General features: G+C 47.8%; 11 protein-coding genes and 1 tRNA gene. 11 read left to right on the forward strand and 1 reads right to left on the reverse strand.

Annotated elements, in window-relative coordinates; translation table 11 throughout:
- The 11 genes from HHX48_RS00745 (at position 1) to HHX48_RS00795 (ending at position 13626) form a co-directional block, all read left to right on the forward strand.
- Positions 1-74: transfer RNA gene (locus HHX48_RS00745), tRNA-Met, on the forward strand.
- A gap of 385 nt (positions 75-459) precedes the next feature.
- Positions 460-3795, forward strand: a complete 3336-nt coding sequence (locus tag HHX48_RS00750; RefSeq protein ID WP_191021736.1) for an MHYT domain-containing protein — start codon at positions 460-462, stop codon at positions 3793-3795.
- Positions 3776-4768 (forward strand): response regulator, encoded by a 993-nt coding sequence (locus HHX48_RS00755; protein WP_191021737.1) that lies wholly within the window; start codon positions 3776-3778, stop codon positions 4766-4768. The genes HHX48_RS00750 and HHX48_RS00755 overlap by 20 nt, the downstream gene beginning before the upstream one ends.
- Positions 4769-5049: 281 nt before the next feature.
- Entirely contained in the window at positions 5050-5508 is a 459-nt protein-coding gene (rimP, locus tag HHX48_RS00760; protein WP_191021738.1) for a ribosome maturation factor RimP, read from the forward strand.
- A gap of 45 nt (positions 5509-5553) precedes the next feature.
- A complete protein-coding gene (gene nusA, locus HHX48_RS00765; RefSeq protein ID WP_191021739.1) occupies positions 5554-7047 on the forward strand; it encodes a transcription termination factor NusA in 1494 nt (497 codons plus the stop codon).
- 24 nt (positions 7048-7071) lie between these two features.
- Positions 7072-9687, forward strand: coding sequence for a translation initiation factor IF-2 (gene infB, locus HHX48_RS00770; protein ID WP_191021740.1), 2616 nt, complete (start codon positions 7072-7074; stop codon positions 9685-9687).
- A 74-nt stretch (positions 9688-9761) separates the two neighbouring features.
- Complete coding sequence (rbfA, locus tag HHX48_RS00775) at positions 9762-10157, forward strand: 30S ribosome-binding factor RbfA (RefSeq protein WP_191021741.1); 396 nt, start codon at positions 9762-9764, stop codon at positions 10155-10157.
- Complete coding sequence (gene truB / locus HHX48_RS00780) at positions 10158-11132, forward strand: tRNA pseudouridine(55) synthase TruB (RefSeq protein WP_191021742.1); 975 nt, start codon at positions 10158-10160, stop codon at positions 11130-11132.
- Between the two features lie 116 nt (positions 11133-11248).
- Positions 11249-11518, forward strand: a complete 270-nt coding sequence (rpsO, locus tag HHX48_RS00785) for a 30S ribosomal protein S15 (RefSeq protein WP_139756012.1) — start codon at positions 11249-11251, stop codon at positions 11516-11518.
- 122 nt (positions 11519-11640) lie between these two features.
- Positions 11641-13017 carry a hypothetical protein gene (locus tag HHX48_RS00790; RefSeq protein ID WP_191021743.1) on the forward strand — a complete coding sequence of 459 codons (1377 nt, stop codon included), beginning with the start codon at positions 11641-11643 and terminating at the stop codon, positions 13015-13017.
- A gap of 120 nt (positions 13018-13137) precedes the next feature.
- Positions 13138-13626, forward strand: a complete 489-nt coding sequence (locus HHX48_RS00795; protein ID WP_191021744.1) for a c-type cytochrome — start codon at positions 13138-13140, stop codon at positions 13624-13626.
- 24 nt (positions 13627-13650) lie between these two features.
- Here the strand turns inward: HHX48_RS00795 and HHX48_RS00800 are convergent, their stop codons facing one another.
- Entirely contained in the window at positions 13651-14757 is a 1107-nt protein-coding gene (locus tag HHX48_RS00800) for a hypothetical protein (protein ID WP_191021745.1), read from the reverse strand.
- Positions 14758-14791 lie beyond the last annotated feature (34 nt).

Raw genomic sequence — 14791 nt, forward strand, 5'->3', positions numbered from 1 at the left:
GGGATGGAGCAGTCTGGTAGCTCGTCGGGCTCATAACCCGAAGGTCGTTGGTTCAAATCCAGCTCCCGCAACCACTTTAAAAGCCGCTTAATAAAAGCGGCTTTTTTTGTTTCCGCGCTGCTCATTCTCACAACTTCGCAACAGTATCGTTAAATGCATCTCTGCCCTTAAGCCCACCTATCACTTTACACAGCGGGTGCTGCGACACCAAAAAACTCATCGTTCATCGTCTTTATCTTATATTAAATTATATTTAGGTATTTCTTTGTATACGTGTGTATGACTGCTTCTGCAGTGAGTGGGCCGGATAATGATAATCTAGCTAATATAAAAGTATTAACTCCATGTCTTTTCAGTCAAGAAAATCAGTGGCCAGTCGATGAATATTCTGCGCTCATCTTATTGATTAGTTTGATCTCTGTCAGATCAGTTCTTCATCTTATTGATTCGGGTACCTTTATGTTGCAATGGTTAACATCACAATTTTTAATACCCGCTGATAGCGCGGTTATTCAGGGGAGTTATGATACCGGTCTGGTGACCTTATCTCTAGCCATCGCGGTGTTTGCCTCTTTCATGGCATTTTCTGTAGCCGGCCAGGTAAGCGAAACGATAAAGCTATCACAAAAGCAGGCTTTACTTGGCGTGGGTAGCATGGCGTTAGGTGCCGGTATCTGGGGAATGCATTTTGTCGGCATGCTGGCATTCAATCTGAACACGGCGGTTAATTATGACTGGAGCCTGACCGGCCTGTCATTTATACCGGGCTGGGTCGCGGCCTGGATAGCCCTGCACATATTATGTCAGGCACACCTCAGGCGTTCGCATATTGTTATGGGCGGCGTATTAGTCGGTGCAGGCATTGGTAGCATGCACTACGCAGGGATGGCCGCGATGCAAATGGGGCCGATGTTGCGGTACGACCCGTTCATGTTTGGTCTGTCTATTCTTGTTGCAGTGGTGCTGGCTATGCTGGCGCTGTGGATTCGGTATGGCTTAAACCGCATAAAGGGATTGCGCGGAACAGGGCGTCGTGTCAACGCAATAGCCAGTCTGGTGATGGGACTGGCAATTTGTGGTATGCATTATACTGGCATGGCTGCTGCCCGGTTCGTTAGGCCTGAAAGCATGATGGCATCTGAACAAAGCAGCGAAATAACGATGTTACTGGCGGCGCTTGTTAGCATCATCGTTATTGTAATTATTACGCTGGTACTAGGCGTAACATTGCTCATAAAGTATCGCAATACTTCCACCAGGGCGCTGGAAAGTGAAAAGACTCTCAGGGCCATCATGGATACAGCTGTCGACGGTGTAATGACGATCGGTGGCGATGGTGTGATTCTGGAGGCAAATCCGGCAATAGGTAAAATCCTTGGCTTCACACCCGCAGAGCTAAAAAATACCTCTGTTTATCAGGTCATCCCTCCTGCTCGCCGTCACGAATACATGCAGTTATTTAGCGACCAACCACAAAAAAGTCGTATCTGGAGTAAAGTCATCGGCGGAAACCGCGATGTCACGGCGTTACACAAGTCTGGTCAGGAAGTGCCGGTCAGGGTCGGCGTCGGGCATACCCGGATTAATCAAAAGCATTATTTTATCGCCTTTATCAGTGATATCAGTGAGCGAATAAAAATGGAGTCGGCGTTACGTGAAAGCGAAGCCAAATTCCGTTCATTTTTTACCAATGTTCCGGGTGTTGCGTTTCGCTGTCTGAATGAACCAGCCTGGCCAATGGTGTTTATCACCGATGCGGTTGAAGGGATAACAGGATACCCCGCCAGTGCGTTTACTCACCCCAATCCATCAGTGAGTTTTGTCGATATTTGTCATCCTGATGATTTGCCAATTATTTCTGATTCGGTGAAGTCACAGGATGCATTTTCTATCGAATATCGAATTATCCATAAAGACGGCAGTATTCGTTGGATGCGTGAACAGGGCATGATGGTTTGCAACGAAAAAGGCAACACCAGTTGGCTTGACGGTTTTATCTTCGATATTACTGAGCGTCGACAGATGGAAGAAGAGTTGGTGATTGCCAAAGATGTCGCAGAGCAGGCTGCTGCTACCCGGGCGGCGTTCATGGCAAATATGAGTCACGAAATTCGTACACCCATGAATGCAATCATCGGTTTCAGCGATTTGTTGCTGGACGAAAGCCTGAACGATACCCAACATAAACATTGTGCGACTATTAATCGATCAGCGCGCTCTCTGTTGCATTTGCTCAACGATATACTTAACAGTGCAAAACTCGAAAAAGGAAAACTTGAGCTTGAGTTCAGGGATTTTGTACTCACCGATGAGGTGGACACCGTCGTCAGTACCTTCTGGCTTGAAGCACAGCGCAAATCACTGTTGCTTAACGTCAATCTTGATAAAAATCTTGCTGATGCCTACAACGGCGTGCCCGAACGGATTCGCCAGGTGCTTAATAACCTTATCGGTAACGCTGTTAAATTTACTGAAAAGGGCAGTATTTCCCTTACTATTACCGCTCAGGGTAACGCCGTGAAGTTCGTTGTCAGTGATACCGGCATAGGTATGACGCAAGAGCAACTTGCCCGTGTATTTGACGCGTTTTCTCAGGCGGATGCATCGATGAGTCGCCGGTTCGGGGGAACCGGGTTGGGCACAACGATTAGCAAACAGCTGGTTGAACTTATGGGCGGCTCAATCTCTGCCATCAGTGAAATAGGAAAGGGGTCTGAATTTTCCTTTGAACTGCCACTGACACCTGTTAAACGCCCGGTTCTGCAACAACCTCTCCATACCATATCGCTGTCGCCGCGCCGGGTACTCGTGGTTGACGACATCTCACAAAACAGCGATCTGATAACGCTTTTACTGCAACGTGATCATCATCAGGTGGAGGTGGCCCAAAACGGGCTTGAGGCGCTCGAAAAGATGGCAGCGTCACCTTTTGATGTGGTGTTAATGGATTTACAGATGCCGGTCATGGATGGTCTCACGGCTGCCAGGAAGCGCCGTGAGTTTGAGGCCAATACAGGCGCCCCGCATGTTCCTATTATTGCGCTTACTGCCAGCGTATTGGTACAGGACAAACAGGATGCGCGAAGCGCAGGTATGGAAGGCTTTGCAAATAAGCCCGTTGATTATGACCAGTTGTATACCGAGATGGCCCGGGTATTGGGCGAGCTGGATGATACCCATCAGCGCCATGTAAGGCACAGTACAAAAAACCGACAGATCATAAACTGGAAAAAGGGTGAGGCACTGTGGGCAGAAAAGTCGCGTCATATTGCAGAAGTCAGACGGTTTGCCGATAAGCTGACCACCGATCTGGATACTCTGGCGTTTCACGTCAGACAAGAAGCACCCGAACAGGCTGCCAGCCTGGCGCATACCCTCAAAGGAGTTGCAGGTAATCTGGCATTGGAAAAACTTCACGGCATGTTTGCTGGCGTTGAGCAGGATGCGTGTGATGAAGGCCGGGTGACTGAAATTCGACAGCAGGTAAAAGCAATTCTTGCTTTGCCGGAATTCGCTGAGCAAACCGAACACACCGACGAGAGCAGTCCACTGGGCAGGCAACAGCTTCTGACATTATTGCAAGCGCTTAGGGCCAGTATCTGTGAGCATCAACTGGACGACAATAACATAGACAAAATACGCAGTATTAATGCAGGACGCTATCATGAGCAATTGGAACGCATCATTAATCTGATTGATGATTTCGAGTTTGATCAGGCCACTGTGATGGCAGATAAGCTGATTTCATCGCTTGAAGTAGTACAAGAGGTCGAAAATGCATCAAACAGCGCCTAAACCAACGCTTTTATTGGTTGATGATGAGCCGGTCAATCTTCGCGTCCTGAATACCATTTTATCAAAGGATCATCAGCTGATATTTGCCAAAAGCGGTGAGGAAGCGGTGCGTCTGACGGCGCAAAAGCAGCCTGACCTGATACTGTCTGACGTTATGATGCCGGGCATGACCGGGTTTGAGCTATGCGTTGCACTTAAATCCAATCCCGCTACAGCCTCGGTACCGGTTATTTTTGTAACTGCGCTGGAAGAAGAGCACGATGAAGCAAAGGGCTTTGAGGTCGGTGGGGTGGATTATATCACCAAGCCTGTGTCGGCTCCGGTAGTCAGAGCCCGTGTGAATACACACTTATCGCTGGTAAAAGCCGAGGAGCTTAAGCTAACGCGGCTTGAGGTTGTTCAGCGTCTGGGCCGTGCAGCAGAATATAAAGATAACGAAACTGGCATGCATGTGCTTCGTATGAGTCACTACTCAAAAGTACTGGCCCTTGCCTATGGGTTTTCGCAAGAACAGGCAGAAACGTTACTTCATGCGGCGCCTATGCACGATATTGGCAAAATTGGTATACCAGACAATATTTTGCTCAAGCCGGGTAAGCTGACGGATGAAGAATTTGCAGTCATGAAAACGCACCCGCATATTGGCGCTGAAATACTGGCTGATGGCGACAGCGAATTATTACGCATTGCCAAATCTGTGGCGCTAACCCACCACGAAAAGTGGGATGGTACGGGTTATCCGCAAGGATTGTCAGGTGAAGCGATTCCTATTGAGGGGCGCATCGTGGCGGTAGCAGATGTTTTTGACGCGCTTACCAGCAAACGCCCTTATAAGGAAGCCTGGAGCGTGGAGAAAACGCTGGCATTTATGCAGGAGCAAAAAGGCATCCACTTTGAGCCGCGGCTTATCGATTTGTTGGTAGAAAATCTGGACGAGATTCTGACCATCAAAGCATACTGGAAAGATGAGTAGGGCTGGTTGCTAAAGAGGCGCTGAATCAGTATACTATGCGCCATCGACTCGCTGGGTTTGTCGCCATAATGATAGTGACAGGTTACTCAGCCGTTTAGCTTTGCGAATATTCAGGCTAAACGCGTGCAGCTGCCAGTCTGGTAGTTAAGGGTTCAGTTTTTTTATGAAAAGCCCCGCTGGTCCGGGGCTTTTTGTTGTATTTATATTGAGCCAGTGCTGCTCAGACAGGTAACGTAAGAAGTTGGGCTAATAAGCCCTTTTTTTGTTTTTGGAGGTTAGGATTGGCAAAACTTGAAGATAAACTGACCGAAATGCTTGAACCCGCTGTGGAGGCCCTGGGCTTCGAATTGGTTGGCGTTGAGTTTGTTCGTGCCGGTAAACACTCAATTTTGCGTGTATTTATTGATCACGAAAATGGCATAACCGTGGATGATTGTGCGGACGTCAGTTATCAGGCAAGCGCCATTCTTGATGTCGAAGACCCGATCAGTACCGAATATAATCTGGAAGTATCCTCACCTGGTATGGACCGGCCACTGTTTAAAGAAAAGCATTTTCAGCAGGCTGTCGGTGAAGTGGTACAGATTCGTCTGGCGATGCCAATGGATAACAGACGTAATTTTAAAGGACAGCTCATCAGTTGCGAGAATGGCACGGTGAGTATTGAAGTGGATGGCCAGCAGTTCCAGTTAGCTGTGGCGAATATCGATAAAGCTACCGTTGTTCCCACATTCGACTAACAGGAACAGCACGCGCTTTCATTAGGAAGCATTAGTGAGGCGAAAATGAATAAAGAAATTTTGTTAGTGGCGGAAGCCGTTTCAAATGAAAAACAAGTGCCGCGGGAGAAGATTTTCGAAGCGCTGGAGTTTGCAATTGCCAGTGCAACGAAGAAGAAAAACGACGGTGACATAGAAGTACGCGTGAGTATCGACCAGACGACTGGTGATTTTGATACGTTTCGTCGCTGGCTGGTTATTCCTGATGATCAGGAACAACAAAATCCCTATGCCGAGTTAACACTGTCGGCCGCTCAGATTGACGAGCCTGATGTCCAGCCTGGCGATTACGTTGAAGAACAAATTGAGTCTATCGCTTTTGACAGGATCACTACGCAGACTGCCAAACAGGTTATCGTACAGAAAGTACGTGAAGCCGAGCGTGCGCAGATGGTCGCAGAATATGAAGATAAAGTGGGCGAGCTGGTTACCGGAACAGTAAAAAAGGTTAACCGCGATAATATTATTGTTGATTTGGGTAATAACGCAGAAGGCGTTATTTACCGCGATGATATGTTACCACGCGAAACCTTTCGCCCCGGCGATCGTGTTCGCGGTTTGCTGTATGTCATTCGTCCCGAAGCTCGCGGTGCGCAATTATTTGTAAGCCGCACGCATCCGGACATGCTGGTAGAGCTGTTCCGTCTGGAAGTGCCAGAAATTGCAGAAGAAACGCTGGAAATTAAATCAGCGGCCCGGGATCCCGGTTCACGCGCAAAAATTGCTGTTAAAACGAATGATAAGCGTCTTGATCCTGTCGGTGCTTGTGTCGGTATGCGTGGATCGCGTGTTCAGGCAGTTTCAGGTGAGTTAGGCGGTGAGCGCGTTGACATCGTACTGTGGGATGAGAATCCGGCGCAGTTCGTTATCAATGCTATGGCACCTGCCGAGGTCGCATCAATTGTTGTTGATGAAGACAGCAATACCATGGACGTGGCCGTTGAGGCAGATAATCTGGCTCAGGCAATCGGTCGTAATGGTCAGAACGTGCGTCTTGCCAGTCAGTTAACAGGCTGGGAACTCAATGTCATGACCATTGATGATCTGAATGCGAAGCATGAAGAAGAAAACTCAAAAGTACTGACGCTCTTCACTGATTATCTGGATATCGATGAAGATTTTGCGTTGGTATTGATCGATGAAGGCTTTAGTACGCTGGAAGAAATTGCCTACGTACCTGCCAGCGAATTACTTGCCATCGATGGCATGGAAGAAGAAATGGTTGAAGAGCTGCGAAATCGCGCTCGCGCTATTTTAACGACCCGTGCGCTGGCATCTGAAGAAACCGCTGAAGGTAAGGCACCCACTGAGGCACTGCTGAACCTGGATGGCATGACGCAGGAAATTGCTAATCAGTTAGCTGCCCGCGGCATTTCAGATTTGGAAGAGCTGGCAGAGCAGGGTACCGATGATATTAACGATATTGAAGAGCTGAACGATGAAACGGCCGGTGCGCTTATCATGGCGGCTCGTAATATTGTCTGGTTTAACGAAGAATAAGGTCAACAAGGGGATAAACACGTAATGGCAGAAGTATCTGTAGAAAAACTCGCCAGTGACATCGGAACAACCGTTGACCGTCTGGTAAGTCAGTTTAAAGACGCCGGCATGAGTAAAAATGCGGGTGATCAGGTGACTGAAGACGAAAAACGACAACTGCTTGACCATTTGAGCAAGCAGCATGGTAACGCCGCGAGCACCAGCGAGCCACAACGAATGACACTGAAACGTAAGACGACCAGTACATTAAATGTGGGTAAGTCTAAGTCAGTGAAGGTTGAAGTGCGCAAGAAGCGTACTTACGTTAAGCGTAGCGATGTTGAAGAGCAAAAGCGCAAAGAAGAGGAAGAAGCGCGCCTGAAGCAGGAAGCGGAAGAAAGGGCCGCTGCGGAAGCTGAAGCGAAGCGAATCGCTGAAGAAAAAGCGAAAAAAGCCGCGGATGCGAAAAAGGCTGCTGAGGAAGCCCGCAAAGCTGAAGAAGCGAAAGCCAAAGAAGCTGCTGCCAAGCGCGCCGAAGAAGGTTCAGATGATGAATCTGAAATGACGGAAGAGGAAAAGGCAGCCGCAGAGGCAGCTCGTCAGGAAGAAGAGCGCTTACGTAAAGCGCAGGAAGCTGAAGCGCAGAAGAAATACGAAGAAGAAGCCAAACGTGCTGCGGATGAAGCGCGCAAACTGGCTGAAGAAAATGAAAGACGTTGGAAAGAAGAAGAAGAGCGTCGTAAGCGGGAAGAGGCCGAAGAGGTGCATCTTCACTCTAACCGCTACGCACAGGAAGCAGAAGACGAAGAAGATTTGCAGGTAGAGCGCTCTTCCCGACGTCGTAAAAAGTCGAAGAAAAACGCAGGAGAACATTTGAAGCAAAGCTTTAATAAACCTGCCCAGCCAGTAGAACGTGTCGTTAAGTTAGGCGCAACAATTACTGTGGGCGAGCTGGCGAGTAAGCTGGCTATTAAATCGAATGCTGTTATCAAAGCCATGATGAAAATGGGTGAGATGGCAACTATTAATCAGGTGCTTGACCAGGACACAGCCGTTCTTGTGGTTGAAGAGCTTGGCCACAAATATGAGCTGGTCAATGACAATGCGCTTGAAGAAGAATTGCTGGCAGAGGGTACCAGCGATGGAGAAAAGGTCTCCCGTGCCCCTGTTGTTACCATTATGGGTCACGTTGACCATGGTAAAACATCGTTACTGGACTATATCCGTCGAGCGAAAGTGGCTGACGGCGAAGCCGGTGGTATTACTCAGCACATTGGTGCATATAAAGTACAGGGCGAAACCGGTGACGTGACGTTCCTTGATACACCCGGACACGCCGCGTTTACCGCTATGCGTGCACGTGGTGCTAACGCAACAGATATTGTTGTGTTAGTTGTTGCCGCTGATGATGGCGTTATGCCGCAAACTAAAGAAGCTATCCAACACAGCCGCGCAGCCGGCGTACCGCTAATTGTTGCGGTTAACAAGATGGATAAAGAAACGGCTGACCCGGATCGCGTTAAAACCGAGCTTTCTCAGCTGGAAGTTATTTCAGAAGAGTGGGGTGGCGAGCATCAGTTTGTCAACGTATCTGCTAAAACAGGTATGGGTGTGGATGACTTGCTTGAGGCCATCAATCTGCAGGCAGAGGTGCTTGATCTACTGGCGGTAGAGAAAGGCCCGGGTCGCGGTATTGTTATTGAATCACGCCTTGATAAAGGACGTGGTCCGGTTGCATCCGTATTGATTCAGGAAGGCGAACTTAAAGCCGGCGATATCCTGCTATGTGGCGAAGAATACGGCCGTGTTCGGGCGATGCGTGATGAGCATGGTCAGGAAATCAAAGTGGCGGGTCCGTCAACACCTGTAGAAGTATTAGGTCTGTCTGGTGTGCCGGTTGCCGGTGAAGACGCGGCTGTGGTTCGTGACGAGCGTAAGGCGCGTGAAGTTGCCTCTAAGCGTCATCAGAAAAAACGTGAGCTTAAACTGGCCCGTCAGCAGAAAGCCAAGCTGGAAAACATGTTTGCGAACATGGAAACCGGTGAAGTCAGCGAACTTAACATCGTACTTAAAGCCGATGTACAGGGGTCTGTTGAGGCTATTGCTGAATCGTTGGCCAAGCTGTCTACCGCAGAAGTTAAAGTTAACATTGTGGGTAGCGGTGTTGGTGGTATCACCGAAACTGATGCTTCACTGGCAGCGGCCTCTGGCGCTATCGTACTTGGCTTTAATGTTCGTGCTGACGCGTCTGCACGTCGCATGCTGGAAGCCGAAGAAATCGATCTGCGCTATTACAGTGTTATCTATCACCTGATTGATGAAGTTAAGGCGGCAATGAGCGGTATGCTGGCGCCTGAATTCAGACAGGAAATCATTGGTCTGGCAGAAGTGCGTGATGTCTTCAAGTCGCCTAAACTGGGTGCCATTGCCGGTTGTATGGTTACTGAAGGTATTATTAAGCGCAGCGCACCGATCCGTGTACTACGTGAAAACGTTGTAATTTACGAAGGCGAACTTGAGTCGCTGCGTCGTTATAAAGATGATGTCCAGGAAGTACGAAATGGTATGGAATGTGGTATCGGCGTTAAGAACTATAACGATGTGAAAGTGGGTGACCAAATCGAAGTTTTCGAAACGGTTGAGGTTGCTCGCGAGATTTAATCAGCGTCAGGCATAAATAAAGCGGGGGCGATACGCCCCCGTTTTTGTCTGTATAGCATATACAGGGGGAAGTTATGGCACGGGAATTTTCTCGCACAGACCGAGTAGGTCAGCAAGTACATAAAGAAGTTGCCAGTATCATACAAAATGAATACAAACACCGGGTGGGAGATTTGCCACTGATCACGGTATCAGACGTTGAGGTTTCACGTGATCTTGCGCACGCAAAAGTGTTTGTCACTATTTACGGTGAAGATGTCGATGATAAGGCACAGATTAAGCAGCTAAACGAATATATGGGATTTATTCGGAGTCTGTTGGCTAAGCGCTTGCGGATGCGTTCTGTTCCTCACCTTCACTTTTTTCAGGATACCTCTATTACGGAAGGTATGCGGATCTCCAGTCTGGTCTCAGAAGTTGTTGCTAATGATAAGGCCAGACAACAGGACGATGAGGAAGAGCAGAACTAAATGGCAAGAAGACGTAAGGGCCGCGCGGTCAACGGTATCGTGCTATTGAATAAACCTGTTGGCGGCTCCTCTAATCAATTGCTGCAAAAAGTGCGCTGGTTGTTTCAGGCACAAAAGGCCGGCCATACAGGTGCCCTGGATCCGCTCGCATCAGGTATGTTGCCGGTGTGTCTGGGTGAGGCAACCAAGTTTTCACAGTTTTTACTGGATGCCGAAAAAACGTATCAGGTGACTGCGCAGCTTGGCGTGCGCACTACAACATCTGATGCGGATGGTGAGGTGGTCGAAGAGCGTCCGGTAACGGTAAGCGATGCCGACGTTGAGACCGCGTGTCTGAGTTTTAAAGGAAAGAGTCAGCAGGTTCCCTCTATGTTTTCGGCGTTGAAACATCAGGGCAAACCCTTGTATTTCTATGCCCGGCAGGGCATAGAAATAGACCGGCCACCTCGGGCTATCGAAATTTACGCGCTTGAGGTGACCGAGATAGCATTACCGTATGTCTCAATGCGCGTGAAATGCAGCAAGGGCACCTATATTCGTAGCCTGGTTGATGATTTAGGCCAGAAACTTGGGTGCGGCGCCTACGTTACCGCCTTACACCGTACTGAAGTTGCAGATTATCCCACAGATCAAATGATTACTATTGAACAGCTGGAGTCAATGAAGGAGGCGGTGCAAAACGATGATTATTCTGAAATGGATCGTTACCTGTTGCCTATGGATAGTGCCGTCGCCCGGTTATCTTCGGTTACGCTGGATGATAGTGATAAAAAGCGATTTGAAAATGGTCAGAGCGTGAGACCAGACCAGGAAGCACCGTATGTTGCCGGTCAGCATTACCGGGTTTATCACACGCTATCGGCTGGACCTGTATTTTTGGGCGTTGGCGAGGGGGTTACTCAGCCTAAGGATCAGCCTGCAGCATTACCAGGCACAGTTTATGTTAATCCTAAACGGCGCGTTGTGTATGAATGATAAAGATTTATTTAATCCGGACTTGCGCCACAGCATAAGCCCTTTATAATACGCGCTCTTATTAAGCTGGCTGAATTAGTGATCGGCCAGCTTTCACTCTCAATCAGGAGAATATTATGTCACTAACTAAAGAAGAAACCGCGAACATCATCGCTGAATACGGCGTTAAAGAAGGTGATACTGGTTCACCAGAAGTGCAAATTGCACTGCTAACGCACAATATCGGCAAGCTTCAGTCGCATTTTGCCAGCCATAAGCAAGATCACCACTCTCGCCGTGGTCTGCTGCGCATGGTAAGCCAGCGTCGTAAGCTTCTTGATTACCTGAAAGGCAAAAACGCACAGCGTTATCTTGACCTTATTAAGCGTCTTGGTATCCGTCGTTAAGATTGGTTTCAAGAGAAAAGCGCCTTTACGGCGCTTTTTTTTCGTCTGTTAAATATGCGGTACACCGGTTGACTTTATGTTGTGTTAATCGCATGTTAGTAACAGATGATAAAGGAGGCTTTATGAAAAGGAATTTTACCCCAGTCTGCGTCTCACTTGCAGGCCTGTTATTCAGTGCTCTAGCCGTCGGACAAAAAACTGCAGATGCTTCAACGGTCGAGTTTGTCAGTCATTTTCCAGCCTGTGATTATGAGGTGCTGGATACTGTCACTTTATCGGGTCACCTTCCCAGTCGGGCTGTGACTGCAGAGATTGAACAGGAAACCAATAAACTTCTTCAACGATTTGAAAATAAAGCAAGAGAACGCGGCGCTGACGTGATAGCACTTGTTGACAGAAAAGTAGACCTGTCCACCAGAAATAGCCGTCTATGGTTGACCGCTGAGCTCATTCTTTCCTGTGAAGACAAACAGGGCGTATCCCGTAAGTTAACACCAATAGCGCCTAATGGGGCTGTTCAGTTAAGTTTGGGAACAGTTGAAACCGAGGTAGGCAGTGCGCTTACTCTTGAGCTGGGAGATTCAAAGGAGCAACCGGAAGTTGAAAGCCGACGAATTGATTTAAACGATGGGGTATATGGGATCAATCCTGGCGATAATCTGCAAACTGTACTCGAAAAATTTGGTACCCCATCATTTATTTTTTCACCCTCAGACGATTGGAAGGTAATTAGCTACGGGCGTGGTCATTGGTTTACTTTTCACCATGACGAGCTTAAGAAAATAAGTTCTGAGTCTGACTTTTTCCGCTATCGCCTGCTCAACGAAATTCCCTTTGACGATCGTTTTGATGAGAAAAAATGGGCGTTGTTTGACCGCTATCAGAAAGGACAATCGCTTGATCAAACAGAGTATAAAGCTTTAGTAGATGAACCGCCGAAAGAGGGCCAGCGGTTAACAGTCTTGGCCGACCAGTATCTGACTAATCACCAACAGAGCCGTACTGTCACCCTGAATGGATTTGAATTGAGCAATCAGAATTTTGCTTATCCTGACGATATCCTTGCGCCGGTGCTTAACGTCAATAATCAGTTCTTAACTTATTTTGCAACTCTATTAGATACCGACACTGCTCGGAATAGCTCGAAGATATCCGCAATTCCGTTTGAACCGTTTGGTGAGTCTATTTTAAACCGCGGTAAACGTATGTTCTTATTCGACGGTCACACGGTTGTCAGTGCGATAGGCGACACAATCAGTAAGGTGATTGTTGAGCCTGAGTTGATTCAGTTTGATGACACACCAGCGCAACCTTGGAAATTTAAGTCGTTTTACTTCGGGCAATCGCTTGATGAAGCGCTGGAAAGTGCCGGACCCGACGCGTTTTTCTATCGCGACTATATTGAAATCGACAGAGGCGGTTACATGATCAAGCTATATCTTAACGAAGAGCATGGCGAGCAGAGTGTGTATGCCATGGAGCTGGATATTTACCTTTAATTATTTGCGTTAAATCAATATAAGGTTCAAAGCCTGGTGCGATGATAGGTATGGTCTGACAGTTAATCCGCAGTTTTAGTCTGTTGGACTATGCTTATAAAAATCATTGAGGAATGAGCCATGAAAATTATTCCGATATTAGGCGTGTCATGTATGCTGGTCGCGGGCTGCTCAGATAACGCTAATTCTCCTCGCGGCTTCAGCTTACCTGAGGGAGATATTGCCAATGGCAAGCAAGTGTTACTTAAATATCAGTGTACTGACTGCCATCAGGTTGACGGCATCGAGGTAAGTGATAGTCACAATTACCTGCTGTCAGAGCCAGTTAAACTCGGTGGAACCAGTGCCAGGGTAAAAACCTATGGCGAGCTGGTCACCAGTATTATTAATCCTTCTCATAAACTCAATCCACGATTACCTGTCAGTCTGACCAGTAACAATGGTCAGTCAAAGATGCCGACGATTAACAACCAGCTGACAGTATCCGAACTGATAGATCTGACAGCGTATTTGCAAACCAAGTACAAGGTAGAGCCTTACAGAATGTCCGAGTATCGGCTCTATCGGCTCAGAAGTGTTTCAGATGCGGACCAATCAAACGACGACTGATTGGTCGCAGATTCTCAGCGCAAGTTATTGTTGAGCGCGTGGGCATGGTTTGTAAGCATCATTTTTTGACCTGATACTCGCTTCGCGGATCAGTTCCTCTGAGGCTGATGCTTCTCCCTCGAACTCCAATGCATCCAGCCAGATTGGTATCAGGGTCTCATCGTATGCGACCAGGTTAATTGATCGTTCAAAGTCTGAACGGCGTTTTTTTGGCCATGTGGTTAATTGAAGTAATTGCGCGCTTACCTGCGCGATGCTGTCACTGTCTTCAGCTTCATTGAATGTTGAAAGTGAAAGTTGTAAACCGAATATTCTGGAAATATTTTCTTTTGAACGTACGAAAAGTGTCTGTCCAGCCCGCCTACATAAATCATTATTAAGGCTATATTGGTTCTGCGCATTGCACCATGATCTTAATGCAGGAAAGGGCACGGCACTAGCCGCCCATGTACCTACACCATGTATTAGAGCTGTATACCTGGTGAAGCCCTCATCGGGTATCACATGTAATGCGCGTTTTAAGTAATCAGCGTATGCACTGGTGAATTGCGGGGCATTAAGCATTTCGTTCAATGCATAGACGAGATTCGGCTCATCGTTTTCAGCTGCATAAAATAGCGCAACAGAGAGCCAGTTTTCTGCATCGTCTGCGTTGACTATCGCCGAACGCTTGATCAGCGCTCTACAAATTCGTTGCGATGAATGCAAGGCGCACAATCTGGCTGCATGACTGAGCAGGGCAGGATCATAGTCGCCTTTTTCGATTAATGAGAATATTCTTTTTATCTTCTCCTTTGCGGGCATGTGTACCGCAAAAATAAGCGCATCTTTCGCACGTGCACCGCCGGGTGTATCTAGCATCTGTCGAAGAGAGTCCTCTATTTGCTTTACCTTAGCATCTGTAAGCGCTAGCGGTGCAGGACAAGAGATTATGGCGGGTGGGGAAGGGACTTGGTCAGAAGCCGCGATTTTGCTTTCTGGAACATCGACATAATGCTTTGAATTGTCCTGTGCTTTGTCAACTAATGGCGTTGCAGGGGAGGGTATTTCAATTTTAGTCGGCGGGAAGAAGAAGTAGACGGCAACACCAGATAGCGCTGCCGCGATCATAGTTATATAAAACCATTTCATAGCAATCCCTGCACGATGAAAACCAGCCTGAATA

Source organism: Salinimonas profundi, assembly GCF_014750655.1.
Lineage (GTDB): Bacteria > Pseudomonadota > Gammaproteobacteria > Enterobacterales > Alteromonadaceae > Alteromonas > Alteromonas profundi_A.

Coding starts and splice junctions, on each gene's coding strand:
- HHX48_RS00750 (WP_191021736.1), top strand. CDS start 460: ATGTTGCAATGGTTAACATCACAATTTTTAATACCCGCTGATAGCGCG.
- HHX48_RS00755 (WP_191021737.1), top strand. CDS start 3,776: ATGCATCAAACAGCGCCTAAACCAACGCTTTTATTGGTTGATGATGAG.
- nusA (WP_191021739.1), top strand. CDS start 5,554: ATGAATAAAGAAATTTTGTTAGTGGCGGAAGCCGTTTCAAATGAAAAA.
- infB (WP_191021740.1), top strand. CDS start 7,072: ATGGCAGAAGTATCTGTAGAAAAACTCGCCAGTGACATCGGAACAACC.
- rbfA (WP_191021741.1), top strand. CDS start 9,762: ATGGCACGGGAATTTTCTCGCACAGACCGAGTAGGTCAGCAAGTACAT.
- truB (WP_191021742.1), top strand. CDS start 10,158: ATGGCAAGAAGACGTAAGGGCCGCGCGGTCAACGGTATCGTGCTATTG.
- rpsO (WP_139756012.1), top strand. CDS start 11,249: ATGTCACTAACTAAAGAAGAAACCGCGAACATCATCGCTGAATACGGC.
- HHX48_RS00790 (WP_191021743.1), top strand. CDS start 11,641: ATGAAAAGGAATTTTACCCCAGTCTGCGTCTCACTTGCAGGCCTGTTA.
- HHX48_RS00795 (WP_191021744.1), top strand. CDS start 13,138: ATGAAAATTATTCCGATATTAGGCGTGTCATGTATGCTGGTCGCGGGC.
- HHX48_RS00800 (WP_191021745.1), bottom strand. CDS start 14,757: ATGAAATGGTTTTATATAACTATGATCGCGGCAGCGCTATCTGGTGTT.